A 19,867-nucleotide genomic window follows, 5' to 3' on the forward strand; every position below is an offset into this window, starting at 1 on the left:
GGCCGGACACCATCGGTGAGTTGGGCATTAATGCCAAAATGAATGAGTTGCAGGCGGCCATGGGTTTGTGCGTGTTGGATGAGATCGAACAAATCAGCGCAGATCGTGAAACAGTTACTGAGGCTTACAGTCACTTTCTTGACGGCAAGTTCCAGAAACAGCGCATTCAAGCTGGTGCGAGCTACAACCATGCCTACTATCCGATTGCATTGGAAAACGAGGTGAAGGTAATCGAACTTATGTCCTCCCTTCGTGATTCAGGTGTCCTTGCGCGTCGGTATTTTTATCCATCATTGGATTCCGTGGCAGTTCTGGAGGCAACTTCAACGGCCTGTTCCGAATCCAGAAAACTATCTGACCGCATTGTCTGTTTGCCAATTTATTCCGGCCTGAACGCTGAAGAGATTGAGATGATATCCAGGAAAGTATCGGAGGTTGCTCGGTGACAACTCGACCAACGGGCGCCTTTTTTAGAAAACCGGTTCACTCTTCAAGAATCGTTGCCTTTATTGAGGAGCTGGTTGGCACCATTAAACTTGCCGGTGCAGAAGGTCTGGAGCTAACAGGCACCTGTGACTCCCGTACCGGTGGGCACAACCAGCTTGTCTTTGCTAACGCTGAACAATTTGGCAAAGGTGCAGAATTAACAGGCTCCTTTGTTTTGACGGATGAACTGCCGGAAGCATCAATCCTGGGCTCCAATCAATTCTGTGTGGTATCAGACTCCAGAGCAGTATTTATGGATGTGCTCACGTGGTTGATTGATTCAATAGGCATAGATGCTCATTGGAGTGGCTACACCGGTGAAGCCGCCGTCTCGAGCGAGGCGCAGGTGGCAAATTCAGCCGTTATCGAGCCTGGCGTCGACATAGGTGAGGGCAGCGTGATCGGTGCTGGTGCCGTTATCAAGCGTGGTTCGCGAATTGGAAGAAATACCACCATTCGGGAAAACGTGGTGATTGGAAGCGACGGAGTGACGGTGTACCGCGCAGCTGACGGTCGATTGCTGAAGTTTCCCCATGTGGGTGGTGTGTCTATTGGCGACAATACAGAAGTTGGTGCAAATGCGGTGATTGCCGGTGGGATTCTCGCACCTACGTTTATCGGGAACGATGTAGTCATCGGCAATCTGTGCAACGTAGGCCATGGCGCAGTTGTCGAGAATGGGGTTTGGATGTCTGTAGGATCATTGCTTGGTGGACATACCGTCGTACATGCCGGAGCGACCATTGCAATGGGTGTTAGTGTTCGGGACAACTTGGTAATCGGCGCAGAAGCATCGTTGGGTATGGGCAGTGTTGTGGTCAAAAATGTCGAGCCAAACCACTCAATGTTTGGTAATCCCGCCAAGCGAATGGTTGGCCTCAACACCGGCCCCAAGCGATAGGCTAGGAGTTGTTATGTCGGAAGTGCTGAAGTTTGTGTTCAAGGGTGACCGGAATTATATCCAGGGAACCAGTTTGTTTAATGCTTTGATTGAGGTAGCTGGCCGGATAGGGTTGTCGAAAGGCAAGATCAATGTGTCATTCAAACACATGATCCACAACCCGGTATGCATACTGGAGCAACGTGCGCCAACAGCAGCCGATGCGGTAGTCGCTAAAATAGTAAGAACCGACGGTGAGAGTTACTCACTTTGCATTAATGCTGCGGCCGAAACCGAAGAAGCCGTGCGACAGGAATTTGATGAGCCGGAAGCATTCCGTGGCGCCATCGTTGGCGATAGATCGATCGCTCAGGACAATCCTCATCATACGGACAAGATTGAACTGCTGGTATCACTCTGTAAGAAAATGCACCAAGAGTGTGTGGATAGTGCAAAGAAATGGGTTTTTTCCCGCTATGACGGCCAGTTTCCAATCCCCCATATGGAGAAGGTGGAGCTTCGCATCACCAAACAGGTGGGTACACGGCTAACCTGCAGTGATGTTTTGGTTAATGGCGAGAAAATCGCTGACATGTACTTTTCTTGATGCGTCAGAACAATAGGAGCCACTCATGTTAGGGATTCAGTCGATAGCGAGTTATCTACCAAAAGGTCGAGTCGATAATTTGAAGCAGGCCGATCGGTTTGAAACCGATCGTGAATTTGTTGAGCAAAAAATTGGTGTTGCAACTTTGCCTCGGTTTGAAGAGACAGACAGTGTTGTTAGTGTGAGCGTTGCAGCCTTCAACCGCCTGTGCCAAAAAGTACAGATCGACAAGTCAGAGATTGAATGTGTGGTTCTGTGTACTCAAAACCCGGACAACGGCGGATTGCCGCACAATTCAGCTCTAGTCCATGCTGCTTTGCAGCTACCGGAGAACTGTGCCTGCTTTGATATTGGGCTGGGATGCTCCGGATATGTCTATAGTTTAAGCGTGATTCAATCTTTTATGGCTGCGAACGGAATGAAAAAGGGCTTTCTTTTCACTTGCGACCCATACTCCCGGATTCTTGACCCCGAAGATAAAAACACATGCCTTTTGTTTGGTGATGCTGCGTCTGTTACGTTTATCAGCGATATGCCACGCTACAAATTAGCCACCGCAAAATTCTCCACCAAGGGTGCTGGCAGTGAGGCGCTTCAGAAAACAGAGCATGGCCTGGAAATGAACGGCCGAGCTGTATTCAACTTTGCTTTGCAGGATGTACCCAAGCAGATCAAGCGCACGCTGGCATCCGCAGAATTGACTGCTGAAGATATTGATCTGTTTCTTCTGCACCAAGGCAGTCGTTTTATGCTGGAAAACACGATAAAGCGAGCTGGAATCCCTGCTGAAAAAGCACCCATCAGGCTCTCCGAAACCGGAAACACTGTTTCGTCGTCCATCCCGCTCCTGCTGGAAGCAGAACTAGATAACAGCCCCCGAAAAATACTTATGTCAGGCTTCGGCGTTGGGTTGTCTTGGGCGACAGCAATCTATGAAGAAGTAAAGCCAAACTAATAGGAAGCACTATGAACCGCGAAGAAGCTGTAAAAATCGTTATGTCCATGCTGGAAAAAAATGTTGAAGACCTAAAAATGTCTGAAGATAAAATGGGCAAAACGCTTGTGGACCTTGGTGTTGATTCACTGGATGTGATGCTGGTAATTATGGATGTGGGGGAGGCTGCTGGGGTTACTATTAGTGATGATGAGGCTGAGGGGTTGGATACTCCGGAGAAGATTGTTGAGTTTATTTTGAAGTGAAATTGTGATGTAGGGGCACTGAAAGTGCCCCAACTAGCTAATCCTGTATCAGGAAAACAAACGCAGTATATCGAGACGCCAGTTTGAAGTTTCTTCACCTCATAACAGATGAAAAGTTCCCCGATTCAGCCTACGAATTATTTGAAGCTGTCGCTCCGGGCCAGAACACGTTTATGCTTGATGGAAAGTCTGCTTCGATCAGGCACCTGAAAAAGATCAAGCCTGTACGTGTCTCAAAGTATGCATTCTGGAGCCCGAAGTTTATAAGGTCTTTGGAGCAGTACGACGCCATCATTCTGCACTCATTGTATGCGTTCTCGTTAGAAGTGCTTGCTCGGCTAAACGACAAGGTGCCAGTGGTGTGGATTGGCATGGGGTATGACTACTACGACCTATTGACCACTGGCCCGTCGGATTTGCTTAAGCCAGACACTCTAGCGTTTCAGAGACCGGTTACATCTAAGCTGAAAAAAACGCCGAAGCAGCTAATCAACGGTATCGTCCGAAGAGGGCTCCATCCGAATGCCAAACACAAGCGAAAACTGGTGCAAAAAATCGATTTGTTTGCGCCAGTACTGCAAAGTGAATACCTCCTTTTGAAAAATGCGATCGGTACGCAACAGTTCCCTGAGTATGTTCGCTGGAACTATGGAAAAATTGCAGATCTTGTAGATGGAAAGCTAGGCAATATAGGGATTACCGGGAAAAACATTCTAATTGGCAACAGCGCCAAACCCACCAATAACCAGCTAGATATTTTCAGGGTCCTCGCAGAGACAGGCGTTCCCGCCGATTCAAAACTTATTGTGCCGTTAAGCTACGGAAATCGAGCCCACCGGGAAAAAGTTATCATAGAAGGGCGGCGACTTTTTGGTGATCAGTTTGAGCCCATTACTGAATTTATGGATTTGGATGAATATATCGAGCTACTTAGCACTTGCTCCAGCGTAATCATGAACCATTTGCGCCAGCAAGGGGCTGGAAATTTGTTTATTGCGCTTTTTCTGGGCGCGAAAGTTTATCTCGATACTGCTAATCCTCTATATGCTGAGTTTAAAGCTATGGGGCTGACGGTAAGCTCTATTAATGCGTTGCTCAATGACACTGCAGTATTGAATCAACCTCTGCCACCTTCGGTCGTTGCTCGGCAGCAGGAGGCGATTAGAAGGACTAAGGGAAGGGCAGCGTTTGAAGGTTACACCGAGAATCTTGTTGCTGAAATCATCCGTCTTAAAGGCCAGAAGGCTGTTTGATGTCGTTGTCCGCTAGAACCGCTACTGGAATCGTCTGGAATTTCAGCCAACAGCTAGCCACTCGTGGCGTGGGTATTCTCGTTACCCTACTTCTGGCTCGCTTTTTGGTCCCTGAGGATTTTGGCTTGGTCGCCATGATGGCGGTGTTTCTCGCTCTTGGTAGTTCACTGATGGATTCTGGCTTCCGTGAAGCCTTGATTCGTCAGGAAAACATAACGCAGGAAGATTATGCCACGGCGTTTTACGCCAACTTGTTGTTGGGATTGGTTTCGTACGGCGCCCTGTTTCTGGCTGCGCCAGCCATAGCAGGTTTTTATGAAGAGCCGCGATTGGAAAACCTTATTCGGGTTACGTCGGTGTCTGTTATCATCATGTCGTTTCAGGTGGTGCAGGTTGCAAGCCTTAGCCGGAAGTTGAACTTCAAGGCCCAGTTAAAGGCCAGTCTGCCGGCAAGCGTAATTTCTGGTGTGATTGCCGTGGGTCTGGCTTACATTGGTTGGGGGGTATGGGCGCTTGTTAGCCAGATGCTGTTGAATGCCCTAGTGCAAACAGCTCTGCTTTGGAAACTGGAGGGGTGGCGCCCAACGCGGCAGTTCAGTTGGCCATCGCTCAAAGGGATGTACAACTTTGGCTATAAGTTATTCCTATCTGGAGTACTCGACACGGTTTTTCAGAACCTCTATGTGATCGTGATCGCAAAGGTGTTTTCAGCGCCAGTCGCAGGCCTGTATTTCTTTGCGAATAAGATCAAAGAACTGATTGTTCAGCAACTGGTTCGTTCCATTCAAGCGGTTACATACCCAGCGCTGGCTTCAGTGCAGAACGATGATGCGCGGTTGAAGCAGGGGTATAGGAAGATCGTGATCCTGATGACCGTTGCGCTCTTCCCGGGAATTCTTTTTACTGCAGCTTTAGCCAGCCCGCTATTTCAGATATTGCTACCAGAAAAGTGGTACCCGGCAGTGCCTTACTTTCAGCTGCTATGTTTAGCAGCTTTGATAATGCCGCTACATTCAGTAAATCTGAATATTCTCAAGGTGAAAGGCCGCTCTGATCTTTTTCTCTATTTGGAGCTGGTTAAGAAAGCAATGCACGGCACGGTATTATTAATCACCTATCGATATGGAGTTACAGCAGTTATCGTTGGTCAGGTCATAATTTCTTGTCTCAGCTATATTCCGAATAGTTATTTTTCGAGCAAGCTTTTAGGTTACGGTGTTAAAGAACAAGTGCAGGACTTTGGGCCTATTCTTTTTGCGGCGCTTATGTCGGCAATTTTCGGTTACTTGTCAATAGGTATTGTCGATGTGGGTGTGATAATGCAAGTGTTGATTATTGGTATGTTGATGTTGGTGCTTTACGTGCTCTTGCTTCTTCTCATTGACAGGATGGCGATTTTGTTACCCCTTCAGTTTGCTCGGGGGATTTTGAGCCGCGGTCGGTAGCCGGATTCCTTGAAGCATACAGTGTATTAAAGCTTTCTTGTGTTGCCTTTCAAAGATCTTGCTTGGCCATTAACCGAACAGAACACCCAAGACCTAACCATGCGCCCCCTATTCACCATCCACGCTGGCGAGTACCTGGTAGGCTTCCACATTGAGCTGCACCTGCGAGCCCCGAACGGCGATAAAGTCAACGTATGGGTGTCGTCTAAAGAAACAGGCACCGACTTGCTTGTTACCGACCAAAAGATGACGTCGCTGCAGGTAAAGTTCTCCAAAGACTTCCTCTTGACCCACGGCAGGCCGGAATACCGCGACAAGCTGTTCTCCTGCGGCTGGTGGACGCTTAACCGGGAAAAGATCCGTGAGTCCTGGGTGTTCGTGCTGTAGTTTTATTTTTCGGTTACCAAGGGCCAGAGCGCCGGGCAGCAATGCTGGGAAACCAGAGGTTTGAAGAAGACAGAAACAGATGTGCTGGTGCGGGCGTTGTTCGCAGCTCCCCCTCCAAAAAATTTGAAATTATGATTCAAAGAAATTTACCAATTAACTCTTTTTTTTCAGCCGAAATAATTAATCTTAGGTTTTTTTCAATTAAATGATTATATATTATCTTTTTTTTGGGTCGGTTTCTCTATGTCTACTGTTGTCTAAGTCGGAAAAGAAGGAGCTGAGTGCGTTATTTTTATCCCTATCGTTCTTTTTGATTTTCTTGTTTTCGGGTCTTAGGGGGTCAGTCGGAATCGATTCTCAGTCCTATCTTAATATGTACAGCCTCATAGATTCGCCGGGTGCGTTAGCAAATTATTTGTTGAGAATGGAGCCTGGATTTGTCTTTGTTACATATATTCACAAGTTGGTTCTCGATAGTGCGCCTTTATATTTTCTGTTTCTTTCGTTTGTTCAGACGGTTTTGTTTTATGTTGTATATTTGAAGAGTGGGAAGTCGTTATTGTTGGTTTTGTTTTATGTGATTACGGTTTATGTTGAGATGCAGTTTAATGTTTTGAGAATTGGTATTGCTCTTCAGTTTTTGGCAATTTCTGTTTTAGAGACGGGGTATAAGAAAAAATCAATCTTTTTTGTTTTGTCTTCTGTTTTTCACCTTTCAACTCTTGCTTTTTTTCCTTTTGTTATTGTTTCGTCTAATTTGCCAAAGGTTCGCAAGATTGTTTATTCTTTGGTGTTTTTTGTTATTTTGTTTTTTGTTTTTATTTATTTTGGTGATTATATTTATAGAAAGTTTGATGCGTATTTTAGTGAATCTGAGTCTTTTAGGTTATCGGTTTCTAGTTTGCTTTTCTCAATTTTAATTTTGTTTTCTTTTTCATTTAAGAGAGAGTTTGACAAGCTGTATTTTTTTGTGATTTTGTTTATGGTTTTCATATTGTTTTTTAGGGTCTATTTTCCTATTTTTTATAGGTTGTATGACATTTCTTTGTTTTTGTATTTGGTCTTGGGTGTTTCTTATTTTGGCAGACTTAAATTTCCATTTAGGTCGTTGTCATTTTGGTTTTTTATATTGTTTCTTTTGATTAATTCTGTTTTGTTTATTAGTAGTATTCCTGATCAGCATGAAAAATATAGTGATAGTCGGGTTAATTTGGATTTCTTGCTTACGCCGTACAGCTTCTTTTGGGAGGATTCTTATTTTAATTTTTAATAAAATTTATTGGTGTTAGTAATGGTGGTTTTTGAGTATTTTGTTTTCTGGTAGCTAAAAGTTTAGTTTTTTTGAAGGCTTTTAGTCCATAATTCTTGGTGTTTTTTTAAGTTAAAGAGTGATCGGATGGTATTGTTTGGCTCAATGGTGTTTTTTGTTTGCCGATCACTGAGGTTTTAGCCTTGGTTTGTCGCGTTTGGTTTATGGATGATATAGGGTTTTATGACTATGAAGAATAAGTTGAGCATGGTTTATTTGTGCAACTTTGATCTCTCTGGCTCAACTGGTAAAAATAGGGCGACTAGACAAAAGTTGTCTGCTCTTAGGGGGAAGGTCTCTCGGCTTTATGTTGTCAGTGATGGTTCAAAGTTTCTTTTATCTCGAATATTTTCTTTTATCTATTTGGATGTTAAGGTTGCATTTATTTTGATTTCTTGTAAGCCGGACATTTTTATAAGTCGAGGATATTCTGGTTTTTTTAGTATTTTGATTTCTAGGGTTCTTAAAATTACTTCGGCTAGAGAAATTCATGCAAACGCAATCGAAGAGTCCTCCTTGCTTCCTTATAAAGGGATAAGACTTCTAGCCATAAAGGGGTTGTCTAGGTGGATGCATGCTTTGGATCGTTTGGTTGATTTTAGGATATTTAATCATCCAGATCTTTTGGCCTATTTTCGAGGAAGAGGCTGGGCAAGGGATAGTGATTTTTATGTATATAATGGGTTTTCGCCTGATTCGAGGAGTACGATCAGTAAGTCGGACGCTAGGAAAAAGTATGGAATTTCTAATGATGCCAAGGTTGTTGTTTTTGTAGGTACTGCATCGAAATGGCATGGTGTAGACTATCTTGTTAATCTGAAAAAATGTTTTAATAAAAACCACGATGATATCGAAGTCGTTTTTGGTGGAGGTGATGTTAGTAAGTTTGACCGAGAACACATCTGTTTAAATATTTCACCTTTGGATGACGTTGGCTGCTCAGAATTGATTAAGGCATCGGACTTTTGTTTGTTACCTGTAAAAAATAACCGAGTAAGCCCGGGTAGTCCGTTGAAGTTATATGATTATATTGCTAATGAAAGATTTGTGTTAGCTCAGTCTAATACTAATGGCTACTCGGATGAGGTTGAGCGCTTCGGGGTTGGGGTTTCTGTGGATTTTACAAGCACAGAAGACGCTCGTTTAGCTATACTGAGGGCATTCGAAGACTTTAAAGATCGGCAGTATCCGGAGTGCGCTGTATCTTGGGATGATAGGATAGACGTTTGGCTTCAAAAGCTCGATATCCGATAATGTTGTTACTCTAGTCGTTAAACTATGATGTCTTAAATTTTATGCATTTTCATAATGGTAACTCTTGCTGTCGACCCGCATCCAAAGCCTGGCTAATTACCGGAGTAGCCGGCTTCATAGGCTCCAACCTCTTGGAACGCCTCCTTAAACTCAACCAACATGTAGTAGGCTTGGACAACTTCGCCACCGGCTACCAACACAACCTGGATGAGGTCCAATCTCTGGTCACTCCAGAACAATGGGCGCGGTTTACCTTCATCGAAGGCGACATCCGCATTCTGGAACACTGTCAACAGGCCTGCAAGGGAGTGAATTACGTACTGCACCAGGCGGCGCTTGGCTCAGTGCCCCGGTCTTTGAATGATCCGATCACTACTAACGCTGCCAATATCACCGGTTTTCTGAATATGCTGGTGGCGGCGAGGGATGCGGGTGTGAAGAGCTTTACTTATGCCGCGTCCAGCTCTACCTATGGTGACCACCCGGTGTTGCCGAAGGTTGAGGAGAATATTGGCAAGCCGCTGTCGCCTTATGCTGTCACAAAGTATGTCAATGAGTTGTATGCGGAAGTGTTCGCCCGCAGTTACGGCTTCAAGGCCGTTGGCTTGCGCTACTTCAATGTATTTGGTAGGCGGCAGGACCCAAGCGGTGCTTATGCAGCGGTTATCCCGAAGTGGACTGCAGCCATGGTGCGGGGAGAGGACGTGTTCATCAACGGCGATGGCGAAACCAGTCGGGACTTTTGTTTTATCGAGAACGCAGTGCAAGCCAACTTGCTGGCTGCCACTGCGGAGGATTCTGCCAAAAATGAGGTTTACAACGTGGCGGTCGGTGACCGCACTACGCTGAATGATCTGTTTTACGCACTGAAGAGTGCTCTGGCGGAGAATGGCGTGGTGTATGACAAAGCGCCGGTGTACCGGGATTTTCGGCCGGGGGATGTGCGGCATTCTCAGGCGGATATTGGCAAGGCCGCCAGCCAGCTGGGGTACGCGCCGGAGTATCGGGTTCAGGATGGGATTGCTAAGGCCATGCCTTGGTATTTGGAGCATTAAATGAAAAAAATAGCTGTTATTGGCTTGGGCTACGTCGGTCTGCCCCTTGCTGTTGCCTTTGGCGAAAAACGCCCGGTTTGGGGCTTTGATATCAACGCAAAGCGCATTGCAGAGCTGAAGCAAGGAGAGGATTTTACTAGGGAAGTCTCCGCGGAAGAACTGGCCGGAGCCTCTCAGCTGACGGTCACCGATTCGCTGAGCGACATCGAAGACTGTGCGGTGTTTATCGTTACCGTGCCCACGCCGATTGATGACTACAAAACGCCGGATCTCACGCCGCTGGTGAAGGCCAGTGAGAGTGTGGGTAAAATCCTCAAGAAGGGCGACATCGTTATTTATGAGTCCACGGTGTTCCCCGGTGCCACTGAGGAAGTGTGCGTCCCGGTTCTGGAAAAAATATCTGGCCTGAAGTTCAATCAGGACTTCTTTGCCGGTTACAGTCCGGAACGCATTAACCCGGGCGATAAGGAGCACCGGGTTACCACCATTATGAAGGTAACCTCTGGCTCGACTCCGGAGATTGCCGATGAGGTGAATAGTCTTTACGCAGATATCATTACGGCAGGCACCCACAAGGCCAGCTCCATCAAAGTGGCGGAAGCGGCAAAGGTTATTGAAAACACCCAGCGGGATCTGAATATTGCGCTGATGAACGAGCTGGCCATGATCTTTGCGCGGCTTGGTATTGATACCCACGAAGTGCTGGCTGCTGCTGGCACTAAGTGGAACTTTCTTCCGTTTAAACCTGGCCTGGTGGGTGGCCATTGTATTGGGGTAGACCCGTACTACCTTACCCACAAAGCTCAGGCCATTGGCTACCACCCGGAAATCATCCTGGCGGGTCGCCGTACCAATGATGGTATGGGGCCCTATGTGGCGTCGGAACTGGTAAAAGCCATGATCAAAGCTGGCCACACCGTCGCGAATGCTCGGGTGCTGGTAATGGGCTTTACCTTTAAGGAAAACTGCCCGGATTTGCGCAATACCCGGGTGATTGATGTGGTGAAAGAGTTGCAGGACTTCGGTTGCCAGGTAGACGTAACCGACTGCTGGGCCGACAGCGCCGAGGCGGAGCACGAATATGGTATCAGCCTGACGGAAAAGCCGGAGCCGGGTAGCTACGGCGGTGTGATTGTGGCTGTGCCCCACCGGGAATACATGGCAATGAGTGCCAGTGATCTGCGGTGTTATCTAAAGGCGGACGGAGTGCTGTTTGACCTGAAAGGCATGCTGCCTTTGGGTGAGGCGGATTTACGGCTTTGAAGACGTTTCTGCTAATTGCCAGTTTTCCCGATTCACTGATCAAGTTTCGAGGGCCGTTGCTGCAGGCCTTGGTGGCGAGGGGGTTGGATGTGCATGTGGCCGCGCCAGATTTGGCCGATGTGCCGGAGATCCGTGCGGAGCTGGAAGCGCTGGGAATTACCCTGCATGAAATTGGCTTGAATCGCACCGGCACCAATCCTGTGGCTGATTTGGCTACGGTAGCGGAACTTTGGGGGCTGATGCGCCGTATTCGGGCGAATTACGTACTGGGGTATACCATCAAACCCGTGATATACGGTTCGTTGGCCGCCTGGCTTGCGGGTGTGCCCAACCGGTTTGCACTGGTTACCGGCCTGGGCTATGCCTTTACCGGCGAGGCCTCAGGTAAGCGTGGCTTGCTGCGCAAGCTGATTCAGCGGCTATATCGGTTCGGGCTTTCCAAAAGTCGAAAAGTGTTCTTTCAGAACCCCGATGACGAAGCTTTGTTCCGGCAGTTGGGGTTGTTGCAAGCCAAAATCCCTTCGTGTGTGGTGAACGGATCTGGTGTGGATGTTGCCGATTATGCGTTGGCGCCTTTGCCAGAGAAGCCCGTATTTCTACTGATTGCCCGATTACTCGGTGATAAAGGCGTGCGGGAATACGCCCAGGCGGCCCTCAAGGTAAAAGCTCAGTACCATAGCGCAAGATTTCGGTTGGTTGGTTGGATAGATGATAACCCGGATGCCATTGGCCAGCAGGAGCTGGATAAATGGGTAAGCGCGGGTACGGTCGAGTTCCTTGGCAAGCTGGCTGATGTGCGCCCTGCTATCTCGGAGTGTGCAGTCTACGTGCTCCCTTCCTATCGGGAAGGCACCCCCCGCACCGTATTGGAGGCCATGGCCATGGGGCGACCGGTGATCACCACCGAGGCGCCCGGCTGTCGGGAAACGGTCACTGACGGTGATAACGGGTTTTTGGTACCGGTAAAGGCGGTGGATCAGCTGGCGGCGGCGATGATTCGATTCATCGAGAACCCGGAGTTGGTGGTTAGGATGGGCCAACGTTCCCGACAGGTAGCAGAGCAGAAGTACGATGTGCATCGGGTTAATGCGTTTATGTTGGCAGAGATGGGGATTACGTGATTAAGCGACTTTTTGATGTATTGGCATCTGCCTTGGTTTTGGTGGTTTTGTTGCCGGTTATAGGCGTTGTTGCAGTGCTAATCCACCATAAACTCGGCTCGCCCGTCTTTTTCCGTCAAACCCGCCCCGGCCTGAACGGTAAGCCCTTCAAGATGGTTAAGTTTCGCACCATGCTCGACTCGACCGACAAGCAGGGTAATCAACTACCGGACGATCAGCGTATGACGCCGTTTGGCAGCTTTCTGCGCGCCACCAGCCTGGATGAGCTGCCAGAATTGTGGAATGTGCTCAAGGGGGATATGAGCTTGGTAGGCCCCCGGCCGCTGTTGATGGAATACCTGCCGCTATATTCGAAAGAGCAATATCGCCGCCATGACGTGCGTCCTGGGGTAACCGGCTGGGCACAGGTAAATGGCCGAAATGCGCTTTCCTGGGAAGACAAGTTCCGGCTGGATGTGTGGTATGTCGACAATCAGTCGCTGTGGCTGGATGTGAAAATTCTGTTCCTGACGGTTAAGAAAGTACTGGTTCGCGAGGGGATTAGTGGGGAAGGTGAGGTGACAATGTCTCGATTTACCGGTAACGGCAAGCAACAAGGAGAGTGAAATGGCTGATGTTTTAGTCGGTATTTATGGCGCGAGTGGGTTTGGCCGTGAGGTGTTGCCGCTGGTTCGGGAGCAGTTAAAAACTACGAGTGCTGAGTTGGTATTTGTGGATGACGGTGATGTGCCCAAGGTCCTGAATGGTTATCCGGTCCTTCGCTATGACGAGTTTCTTGAAAGCGACGCTGGGGAAAAGAAGCTTGTGTTTGCCATTGCCAACAGTGCGATTCGCGAAAAGCTGGCGGCTAAATGTACGAAAGATGGTATTCGTTCTCTATCTGTTAGAGCCGATAACACGGTGATTCTGGACGAAGTGGACGTGGGGGAGGGCGTGATTCTGTGTCACTTTACACAGCTGACTTCGAATATTCGTATTGGTAAGTACTTCCACGCGAATATTTATAGCTACGTGGCACACGACTGTGTGATTGGCGACTACGTTACTTTTGCGCCTTCGGTGCGGTGTAATGGGAATGTTGTAATCGAAGACCATGCTTACATTGGAGCTGGCGCGGTGATCAAGCAGGGCACGCCCGAGAAGCCGTTGGTGATTGGTAAAAGTGCCGTGGTTGGTATGGGGGCCGTGGTTACTAAAGATGTGCCGCCGGGGGTTACGGTGGTGGGTAATCCGGCCAAGGTGTTTGAGCCCCGCAAGCGTTGAGGATTGGTGAGTATCTTTGGCGTAGAAAAATGAATCTTCGCTTTTCCCTCATACTACAAATTCGATTTATTCAAAACGACATATAGAGTAACCATGCTGAACGGACCTTTTTCCCCGTGGCCTTCCTTCTCTGAAGAAGAGGCCAATGCAGTGCGTGATGTGCTTCTCTCCAATAAGGTAAATTACTGGACCGGCCAGGAATGCCGCGAGTTTGAGCGGGAATTTGCCGCGTTCGCGGACACCGAATATGCGATTGCCCTGGCCAATGGTACGGTGGCTTTGGATCTCGCGCTGAAGGCTCTAGGGATAGGCGAGGGAGATGAGGTAGTGGTTACGCCTCGCACCTTCCTTGCATCGGCCTCTAGTATCGTGACTGCCGGTGCAGTGCCGGTGTTTGCTGATGTCTGCCGGGATTCCCAGAACATCACGCCAGAGACCGTTCGCAAGGTTCTCACGCCACGAACAAAGGCTGTTGTGTGCGTGCACTTAGCTGGTTGGCCCTGCGATATGGATGGTTTCATGGCGCTGGCAGAAGAATTTGGTCTTTACGTCATCGAAGATTGCGCTCAGGCCCACGGCGCTCGCTACAAAGGGCGCTCGGTGGGTTCGATTGGCCACGTTGGTTGTTGGTCGTTCTGCCAGGACAAAATCATGACCACCGGTGGAGAGGGTGGCATGGTTACCACAAGTGACAGATCGCTTTGGGCGAAGATGTGGTCCTACAAGGACCACGGCAAAAGCTGGGAAGCTGTGTATGAACGGGATCATGAGCCAGGCTTCCGATGGTTGCATGATTCGTTTGGCACCAACTGGCGGATGACAGAGATGCAGGCGGTTGTTGGTCGAATCCAGCTCCGGCGCATGCCTGAATGGACGCGAGCCCGCACCGCTAACGCAGAACGTATCTGGGCGGCGGCCAGAGAACTTTCAGCTTTACGCGTTCCGACGTTTGGTTGCAGTTCGGCGTGCGAGCCCCGGTGTTCCGAAGTGAGCGGTTGTTCTCACGCCCACTATAAATGCTATCTCCACCTTCGGCCGGAACGGTTATCGAAAGATTGGAGCCGGGACAGAATCATCGATGAGATGGTTGTCCGTGGCGTACCCTGTTTTCAGGGGTCCTGCTCGGAGGTGTATCGAGAGCGCGCATTTGATGGGACGGAATGGAGGCCTGATCAACCTTTAGCGGTGGCCCGTGAGCTGGGAGAAACCAGTTTGATGTTTTTGGTGCACCCTACGATCGCTCAGAGCGAGATCGATAAAACCTGCGAACTCCTTCGGAGTGTTGTCTTGGCGGCAACGCGAAAGTAATTTTGTTTTTTTAAAAGGAATGAATTGGGTTATGCTATATTGCGTTTGGTCGGTGGCAGGATTCAGGATGGATGCCTGTTGAATAACTACGCCAATCTTTTGGTTTAGGGTTATTTAATGTTTTTTTTACACTGCGCCGGGGCTTGGGTTTGTTACTATGATAGCCAACCCTAGGTAAGGGATAGGGCAAGGACGTGAGCGAATGTTTCAAAAATTTCTGAATTTATCGCGGTTGCAAAAGCGAATTGTGTCCGTGTCGGCCGATGTGGTGGCGCTTACTTTTGCTCTGTGGGCTGCGTTTTCCCTGCGTTTTGAACAATCTCTGTGGGTGCCGACTCGAGACCAGGTCATTCTCTCGGGTTTAACGGTGGTGATCTCAGTGGCGGTTTTTGTGCGCTTAGGGTTGTACCGGGCTGTGGTTCGTTATTTGAGCGACAGGGCTTTTTTGACGGTGGTTGGCGGTACGGTTATCTCCGCAGTGGCGCTGATTCTGCTTGGCTATTGGCTAGAGGTTTTCGTTCCTAGGTCCGTTCCGATTATATATGCCGCCCTGGCCTTTATTTTTGTGGCGGGCAGCCGGATGGGGGTTCGAATGTTGGTGATGCACCCCGGGCGCCGTAACAAGCAGCCAGTGGCAATCATTGGGGCGGGGGAAACCGGGTTGCAACTGTGTCAGGCATTGGAGCAAGGCACCGAGTATAGCCCGGCCGCTTTTATCAGTTTTTTGAAAGCCAACCATCGCGTGCTGATAAACGGAGTACCGGTATACGACATCAGTCACGTTGAGAAAGTGGTTCGCAAACACCGGGTGAAGCGTTTGTTGTTGGCGCTGGATGCCGATTCAAGCGTCGATCGCAGGCGATTACTGAAACAGCTGGAGCCGCTTGCTGTCCCGGTTCAGACGGTGCCCAGCATGGCTGAGCTCATTTCGGGCAATAAGCGTATTAACGATATTCGTGATTTGGAAATCGAAGATTTGTTGGGTCGTGAGCCCGTTAGGCCAGATAATGCGCAAATATCAGAGGGGTTGCTCGGAAGGTCTGTGATGGTAACTGGAGCGGGGGGCTCGATTGGATCGGAACTCTGCCGCCAGATCATTCGCCACAGGCCTCGTGTTTTGGTGCTCTTCGAGATCTCGGAGTTCGCTCTTTACAGTATTGAACGAGAGTTGCGTTCAATCAATTCCATTGAAGGGCTAGGTGTAGAGATCCATCCGCTGTTAGGCAGCGTCGTGCACCGGCGCCGATCAGAGGCTTCTATGAGAGCTTTTGGGGTGGACACGCTCTACCATGCCGCGGCTTATAAGCATGTTCCTCTGGTTGAGCATAATGTCATCGAGGGGGTTCAGAATAATGTGTTCGGCACCTGGCATACGGCTGAAGCGGCAATTGCGGCTGGTGTGAAGCGCTTTGTTTTGATTTCGACCGACAAGGCTGTCCGGCCGACGAATGTTATGGGTGCGACCAAGCGATTGGCCGAGTTGGTGTTACAGGCCTTGGCGCAACGGCAGTCTGACACGGTGTTTTCGATGGTTCGGTTCGGGAATGTATTGGGGTCTTCTGGTTCGGTGGTGCCGCTATTCCGTGATCAGATCCGCGATGGTGGCCCGGTTACCGTCACTCACCCCGATATTATTCGTTACTTTATGACCATTCCGGAGGCGAGTCAGTTGGTGCTGCAGGCTGGCAGCATGGGGCAGGGTGGCGAAGTATTTGTTCTGGATATGGGCGAGCCGGTCAAGATTGTTGACCTGGCTCGTAAGATTATCCGCCTGATGGGGTTGGAGGAAAAGTCTGAAGAAAATCCCGGTGGCGATATTGAGATTGTGTTCAGTGGCCTGCGCCCCGGTGAGAAACTATTTGAGGAGTTGCTGATTGGCAAGAACCCGCAAGGCACGTCTCACCCCAGGATTATGATGGCGAGGGAAAGATCGCTGAACTGGCCAGAGGTTGAGAATATCCTGCAAGGGCTGGGGCGAGCCAGTCACTCTTTCGATTGTGAGGCTGCGATTGAGCTGCTGAAAGGTGCCCAGACGGGCTATGTGCCTAATGGTTCTCTCGCCGATCTTGTCTGGTCAAATGGCTCAGCCAACGTTGAGCCGCCTTCTCCAGCCCAAAAGGTGGTGAGTATTAACTAAGCCTTGCACTTTGAATAGTCTTACGAGGCCGCGAAAGTCGGCATTGGTCGTGGTACAATCCCGCAAATTTTTTGGGTGCTACCATGAATCACTTTTCTCTACCACTCGTCTTGGCGCTGGTTGCCGTTGCCACCAGCGCTGCGAGCCTTACTGTTGTGGTCCGTTCATGGGCCATTCGACGTAGTTTACTGGTTCACCCCTCAGAGCGTTGCTCTCACACCATTCCTACCCCACACGGTGGCGGTATTGCCATCGCATTTGTGTCCATTTCCTTAGGTTTAATGTTTTCGGTGCTTGATTGGCTGCCAGATTACTCAATGTTGGCGTTTATGCTGCTTGGGTTGGCGATGGTTGCTCTCGGGGTCTGGGATGATTTTGGCGATGTATCTCCCAGGCTGCGCCTTTTGGCTCACTTTATTGTGGTGGGGTTTGGGATGGCTTCTATACCGTCGCTGCCCGTTCTCTCCATGTTTGGGGTTGAAGTGGACTCTTCGGCCACCTTTTTGATGTGGCCTCTGTTTGCAGTTTGCTGGGTTTGGCTTATCAATTTATACAACTTTATGGATGGCATAGACGGTCTTGCGGCCTTGCAAGCACTGATGTTATTCGCAGGTATGGCGTTCAACTTTTGGTATATGGGGCAGGTGAATTGGTCGTGGATCTGCCTTTTTATGTTGGCAGCTGTGCTGGGCTTTACGCTTTTGAATTGGCCGCCCGCAAAGATTTTTATGGGTGACGGGGGTAGTGGGTTCTTAGGGTTTGTTATTGGCTTTATGATGTTGTTGTCCGCTTCGCTTACGCATGTGAGTATGTGGAGTTGGATTATTTTGCTTACGTTGTTTATCTCCGATGCAACAACTACTCTATTTATTCGTTTGATCACGGGTCAGAATATTATGAAGGCCCACCGTTTACACGCGTATCAAAAGCTGACGGACCGATTTGGAAGTCATAAAAAGGTGACGCTTGGTTTCGGTGTTGTCATGTTGGTTGTTCTTCTCCCGTGCTCGATAGTTGCCAATGTATACCCGCATTCGGGGCCGTTTGTGTTTGGTAGCCTGTTTCTGGTCTTTTCTGGCGTGGCCGGGTGGCTTGTTGGGGCGGGTCGACTCTCTGGTACTGGCAACGTTGGGTCTTATGACTAAAACTGTTGCAGTAACTGGCGCCAGTGGTTTTGTTGGGAGCGAGGTCTGTCGTCTTCTGCGTGTAACTGGAGTAGATGTACGGGGGTTCTTCGGAAGGCGTTCTGTTGCGTCTGAACCCGGAGAGCTAAGCTTGGATTTGTTAGCCGCCCGCAAACAATGGGAAGCTGCGCTTCGTGATGTTGATGTGGTTGTTCATCTTGCGGCTCTCACTCACGATAGAGTGGGCGAGGGCGGATATGAAGAGATCTATGCCGTTAACGTTAAGGGCACTGAGAACCTTGTCCAGGCTGCGGTCTCAGCCGGTGTGAAGCGTTTCGTGTTCATGAGCTCCATCAAAGTAAATGGAGAACATACCCCTGAGGGCAGCGCGTTTAGGGTGTCCGACGCGCCCCGGCCATCGTCCGACTACGGCAGCACGAAGCTGGAAGCGGAACGTCGTGTTTCAAGAATTTGCCAGGACTCTGGTGTTGACTGGGTCGTTGTTCGGGCGCCGCTTGTTTGTGGCCCTGGTGTAAAGGGGAATCTTGCAGATCTGGCGCGATGGATCGTGCGGGGCTGGCCACTTCCATTGGGTGCCATTGAGAATAAGCGTTCCATGGTTTCGGTGGCTGATTTGTCCGATCTTCTTTGCAAATGCGTTTTCGCAAAAGATAACCTGGCGACCGTACTCCTGGCGGCTGATGACTCTGTTGTTTCTACCTCTGACATTTGTCGTTGGATGTTTTCAGAGGTCAAGAGTTCTTCCTGGCTCTTGCCTGTTCCGGCATTCCTGCTCTCTTTATTGTTTCGCTTGGCGGGGCGCTCAGAGTTACGTGCGAAGCTCCTGGGATCTCTGGTTGTAGATAATACCGTTGCCAAGCAAAAGTTGGCTTGGTGCCCCGAGAAGGGTGTGGAGCAAGCTGTTCGAGCCATGGCTTCTGAGGTGCAATCTTCGATGGAGAAGAAATGACCGGGATCATCCGCACATGTTCATTCTCATTTCGATTGCTGGCGCTTTGTGGCTGGAACTTGAAGGTGTTGGTGGCGTTTGGGCTTCTTTTTCTAGCGTTAAGTCCCGTCATTGAACTCTATTTAGTAAAGCTTTTGGCAGACTTTATTCTGAGCGCTGGGGAAGTGCTGTCAGACACAGAGAAAATGTTCTCTGTTGTACAGATAGTTTTCCTTCTTGTGCTGGTCTATGCCCTGAGGTACTTGGTGAAGGTGGGGCGTGTATCCTTTATCAATCATTTAATGAATGCTCTGCATGGTCGAGCTGGTTCTGTGCCGGCGTGGCTTCGCGCAGTTCTGATTGAACAAGTACAGATTATTGCCATTCTTGTTCAGCTGTTGGCGATGGGTAGCGCGTGCTTTTATATCAGCCCTTTTCTTGGTGTGTCGTTCTGCGTGGCATTCATATTGTTTTATTTGGTTTCAAATCGTCTTTTCCTGAAGCAATGGTGCATTCAAAAAAAGTTGCGGTTTAACAAGGTTGCTACCAGTCATGAGGTTGGTAACCATCGGGTTTATCAGAGGGTGCGTGCTCAGGAATTGTCCTCGGCGTTTGGAAGTTTTACCGCAGCGTTGTTGTTCTCCTGTTTGCTTGGTCTTGTGGCGATGGATGCCCTGGTTCCTGTCTCAGCTCTGGTAGGCTTATTTTTGGTGCGGCTCTACAACGTAACGTTAGGTATGTTTTGCGGGTCAGCAATGAGAATGGCGCGCGCGCTTGCCTACGTAGAGCTTCCGAATATTCTGGATTCTGTTAAGGGTCGGTAGTT

Annotated in this window: 20 protein-coding genes; all 20 read left to right on the forward strand. The window is 49.1% G+C overall.

Features of this window, described 5'->3' with window-relative positions; translation table 11 throughout:
• Positions 1 to 446: DegT/DnrJ/EryC1/StrS family aminotransferase (locus K325_RS0105250; protein WP_211218132.1), on the forward strand; the 446-nt coding region annotated here is incomplete at its 5' end.
• The gene (locus K325_RS0105255) at positions 443 to 1,387 is read left to right on the forward strand and encodes a DapH/DapD/GlmU-related protein (protein ID WP_029653218.1); all 945 of its coding nucleotides are present in this window, start codon (positions 443 to 445) and stop codon (positions 1,385 to 1,387) included. The genes K325_RS0105250 and K325_RS0105255, both read left to right, overlap by 4 nt.
• A gap of 13 nt (positions 1,388 to 1,400) precedes the next feature.
• Positions 1,401 to 1,973: a hypothetical protein gene (locus K325_RS0105260; RefSeq protein WP_029653219.1), complete on the forward strand. Its 573-nt coding sequence runs from the start codon at positions 1,401 to 1,403 to the stop codon at positions 1,971 to 1,973.
• A gap of 25 nt (positions 1,974 to 1,998) precedes the next feature.
• On the forward strand, positions 1,999 to 2,928 hold the full coding sequence (locus K325_RS0105265; RefSeq protein WP_029653220.1) for a ketoacyl-ACP synthase III: 930 nt from the start codon (positions 1,999 to 2,001) through the stop codon (positions 2,926 to 2,928).
• 11 nt (positions 2,929 to 2,939) lie between these two features.
• Positions 2,940 to 3,173 carry a phosphopantetheine-binding protein gene (locus K325_RS0105270; RefSeq protein ID WP_029653221.1) on the forward strand — a complete coding sequence of 78 codons (234 nt, stop codon included), beginning with the start codon at positions 2,940 to 2,942 and terminating at the stop codon, positions 3,171 to 3,173.
• Between the two features lie 83 nt (positions 3,174 to 3,256).
• Positions 3,257 to 4,426: a TDP-N-acetylfucosamine:lipid II N-acetylfucosaminyltransferase family protein gene (locus K325_RS0105275; RefSeq protein WP_029653222.1), complete on the forward strand. Its 1,170-nt coding sequence runs from the start codon at positions 3,257 to 3,259 to the stop codon at positions 4,424 to 4,426.
• Positions 4,426 to 5,871: a lipopolysaccharide biosynthesis protein gene (locus tag K325_RS0105280; protein WP_051146559.1), complete on the forward strand. Its 1,446-nt coding sequence runs from the start codon at positions 4,426 to 4,428 to the stop codon at positions 5,869 to 5,871. The genes K325_RS0105275 and K325_RS0105280 overlap by 1 nt, the downstream gene beginning before the upstream one ends.
• 99 nt (positions 5,872 to 5,970) lie before the next feature.
• Positions 5,971 to 6,258 (forward strand): hypothetical protein, encoded by a 288-nt coding sequence (locus K325_RS0105285; protein ID WP_029653224.1) that lies wholly within the window; start codon positions 5,971 to 5,973, stop codon positions 6,256 to 6,258.
• A gap of 205 nt (positions 6,259 to 6,463) precedes the next feature.
• The gene (locus K325_RS18915) at positions 6,464 to 7,528 is read left to right on the forward strand and encodes an EpsG family protein (protein ID WP_029653225.1); all 1,065 of its coding nucleotides are present in this window, start codon (positions 6,464 to 6,466) and stop codon (positions 7,526 to 7,528) included.
• 228 nt (positions 7,529 to 7,756) lie between these two features.
• A complete protein-coding gene (locus K325_RS0105295) occupies positions 7,757 to 8,821 on the forward strand; it encodes a glycosyltransferase (protein WP_211218133.1) in 1,065 nt (354 codons plus the stop codon).
• A gap of 41 nt (positions 8,822 to 8,862) precedes the next feature.
• A complete protein-coding gene (locus tag K325_RS0105300) occupies positions 8,863 to 9,876 on the forward strand; it encodes an NAD-dependent epimerase/dehydratase family protein (RefSeq protein ID WP_029653227.1) in 1,014 nt (337 codons plus the stop codon).
• Positions 9,877 to 11,139, forward strand: coding sequence for a Vi polysaccharide biosynthesis UDP-N-acetylglucosamine C-6 dehydrogenase TviB (gene tviB, locus K325_RS0105305; RefSeq protein WP_029653228.1), 1,263 nt, complete (start codon positions 9,877 to 9,879; stop codon positions 11,137 to 11,139).
• Positions 11,136 to 12,260: a glycosyltransferase family 4 protein gene (locus K325_RS0105310; RefSeq protein ID WP_029653229.1), complete on the forward strand. Its 1,125-nt coding sequence runs from the start codon at positions 11,136 to 11,138 to the stop codon at positions 12,258 to 12,260. Before tviB ends, K325_RS0105310 begins: the two co-directional genes overlap by 4 nt.
• On the forward strand, positions 12,257 to 12,865 hold the full coding sequence (locus tag K325_RS0105315; protein WP_029653230.1) for a sugar transferase: 609 nt from the start codon (positions 12,257 to 12,259) through the stop codon (positions 12,863 to 12,865). The genes K325_RS0105310 and K325_RS0105315 overlap by 4 nt, the downstream gene beginning before the upstream one ends.
• A 1-nt stretch (position 12,866) precedes the next feature.
• Positions 12,867 to 13,523, forward strand: a complete 657-nt coding sequence (locus K325_RS0105320; RefSeq protein WP_029653231.1) for an acetyltransferase — start codon at positions 12,867 to 12,869, stop codon at positions 13,521 to 13,523.
• 93 nt (positions 13,524 to 13,616) lie between these two features.
• Complete coding sequence (locus K325_RS0105325) at positions 13,617 to 14,831, forward strand: DegT/DnrJ/EryC1/StrS family aminotransferase (protein WP_029653232.1); 1,215 nt, start codon at positions 13,617 to 13,619, stop codon at positions 14,829 to 14,831.
• Between the two features lie 202 nt (positions 14,832 to 15,033).
• Positions 15,034 to 16,968: a polysaccharide biosynthesis protein gene (locus K325_RS0105330; protein WP_029653233.1), complete on the forward strand. Its 1,935-nt coding sequence runs from the start codon at positions 15,034 to 15,036 to the stop codon at positions 16,966 to 16,968.
• Positions 16,969 to 17,051: 83 nt separating this feature from the next.
• Positions 17,052 to 18,113 carry an MraY family glycosyltransferase gene (locus K325_RS0105335; RefSeq protein WP_084694162.1) on the forward strand — a complete coding sequence of 354 codons (1,062 nt, stop codon included), beginning with the start codon at positions 17,052 to 17,054 and terminating at the stop codon, positions 18,111 to 18,113.
• Entirely contained in the window at positions 18,106 to 19,062 is a 957-nt protein-coding gene (locus K325_RS0105340; RefSeq protein ID WP_029653235.1) for an NAD-dependent epimerase/dehydratase family protein, read from the forward strand. The genes K325_RS0105335 and K325_RS0105340 overlap by 8 nt, the downstream gene beginning before the upstream one ends.
• A complete protein-coding gene (locus tag K325_RS0105345) occupies positions 19,059 to 19,865 on the forward strand; it encodes a hypothetical protein (protein WP_029653236.1) in 807 nt (268 codons plus the stop codon). Before K325_RS0105340 ends, K325_RS0105345 begins: the two co-directional genes overlap by 4 nt.
• Positions 19,866 to 19,867 lie beyond the last annotated feature (2 nt).

The sequence above is a fragment of the Marinobacter daepoensis DSM 16072 genome (assembly GCF_000421165.1).
Lineage (GTDB): Bacteria > Pseudomonadota > Gammaproteobacteria > Pseudomonadales > Oleiphilaceae > Marinobacter > Marinobacter daepoensis.